The sequence below is a fragment of the Kineococcus sp. GCM10028916 genome (assembly GCF_042674865.1).
Taxonomy (GTDB): Bacteria; Actinomycetota; Actinomycetes; order Actinomycetales; family Kineococcaceae; genus Kineococcus.
In genome coordinates, this window is sequence record NZ_JBHTFM010000027.1 from 1 (window position 1) to 2,098 (window position 2,098).

At 58.1% G+C, this 2,098-nt stretch carries 1 rRNA gene; it reads left to right on the top strand.

Features of this window, described 5'->3' with window-relative positions:
- Positions 1 to 189: 189 nt before the first annotated feature.
- Positions 190 to 1,708: ribosomal RNA gene (locus ACFQ46_RS24255) — 16S ribosomal RNA — on the top strand.
- Positions 1,709 to 2,098 lie beyond the last annotated feature (390 nt).

The following is a 2,098-nucleotide window of genomic DNA, read 5'->3' on the forward strand; positions in this document are numbered from 1 at the left end:
CCAATCGACTGTCACTGCGCTGCGTTTTCTGCGTGGGTGGGTGATGGTTTGGGGTTCCTTTGGGATTGATCCTCGCCTCTTTCACGCCAGTGGGGGGTGGGGTTTTCGAGTCCAAGGGTCAACTATGAAGTGCTAAAGATCTTGGCTGTGCTGGCTGCTCTTCGGGGTGGTGGTGTGGTCATAGGTTTTTCGACGGAGAGTTTGATCCTGGCTCAGGACGAACGCTGGCGGCGTGCTTAACACATGCAAGTCGAACGGTGAAGCCCTTCGGGGTGGATCAGTGGCGAACGGGTGAGTAACACGTGAGCAACCTGCCCCTGGCTCTGGGACAACCACTGGAAACGGTGGCTAATACCGGATACGACTCACCTCGGCATCGAGTGTGGGTGGAAAGTTTTTCGGCTGGGGATGGGCTCGCGGCCTATCAGCTTGTTGGTGGGGTAATGGCCTACCAAGGCGACGACGGGTAGCCGGCCTGAGAGGGCGACCGGCCACACTGGGACTGAGACACGGCCCAGACTCCTACGGGAGGCAGCAGTGGGGAATATTGCACAATGGGCGAAAGCCTGATGCAGCGACGCCGCGTGAGGGATGACGGCCTTCGGGTTGTAAACCTCTTTCAGCTCCGAAGAAGCGAAAGTGACGGTAGGAGCAGAAGAAGCACCGGCTAACTACGTGCCAGCAGCCGCGGTAATACGTAGGGTGCAAGCGTTGTCCGGAATTATTGGGCGTAAAGAGCTCGTAGGCGGTGTGTCGCGTCTGCTGTGAAAACTCAGGGCTCAACTCTGAGCTTGCAGTGGGTACGGGCACACTAGAGTGCTGTAGGGGAGACTGGAATTCCTGGTGTAGCGGTGAAATGCGCAGATATCAGGAGGAACACCGGTGGCGAAGGCGGGTCTCTGGGCAGTTACTGACGCTGAGGAGCGAAAGCATGGGGAGCGAACAGGATTAGATACCCTGGTAGTCCATGCCGTAAACGTTGGGCGCTAGGTGTGGGGTCCATTCCACGGATTCCGTGCCGCAGCTAACGCATTAAGCGCCCCGCCTGGGGAGTACGGCCGCAAGGCTAAAACTCAAAGGAATTGACGGGGGCCCGCACAAGCGGCGGAGCATGCGGATTAATTCGATGCAACGCGAAGAACCTTACCAAGGCTTGACATGCGCGGTGGAATCCCAGAGATGGGGTGTCATTTAGTTGGTCGCGTACAGGTGGTGCATGGTTGTCGTCAGCTCGTGTCGTGAGATGTTGGGTTAAGTCCCGCAACGAGCGCAACCCTCGTTCCATGTTGCCAGCACGTTATGGTGGGGACTCATGGGAGACTGCCGGGGTCAACTCGGAGGAAGGTGGGGATGACGTCAAATCATCATGCCCCTTATGTCTTGGGCTTCACGCATGCTACAATGGCCAGTACAGAGGGCTGCGATACCGTGAGGTGGAGCGAATCCCAAAAAGCTGGTCTCAGTTCGGATCGGGGTCTGCAACTCGACCCCGTGAAGTCGGAGTCGCTAGTAATCGCAGATCAGCAACGCTGCGGTGAATACGTTCCCGGGCCTTGTACACACCGCCCGTCACGTCATGAAAGTCGGTAACACCCGAAGCCGGTGGCCCAACCCGTAAGGGGGGGAGCTGTCGAAGGTGGGACTGGCGATTGGGACGAAGTCGTAACAAGGTAGCCGTACCGGAAGGTGCGGCTGGATCACCTCCTTTCTAAGGAGCATCAACCCCGTCACAAAGACTTGAGTCTCCTTCGTGGGATTCGGGTGTGGTGGGGATGGGCCAGTTTCGTCGGCACATGTTCGACGGCTGGTGCTCAAGGGTGGAACATCAACACGGCGGTCATTTGCTTGCACTCTTCTTAGTACCTCGGGCCTGCCCGGGTGGAACGGAAGTGGTGAGAGTGGATGATCGTCTGGCGCACTGTTGGGTCCTGAGGGACCGGCCGGCAGCTGCTGATCTTGTCTTCGGATGGGGTTGGTGGGTGTGGTTGGTGTCTTGGTCTGGACCTGTCCTGGTCTTCACATCGGTCTGTTCTCTGCTTCGGTGGGGTGCAGATGCTGGTGTCGATCGTTGAGGGGTGGGTGCGGGTTGTCTGTTGAG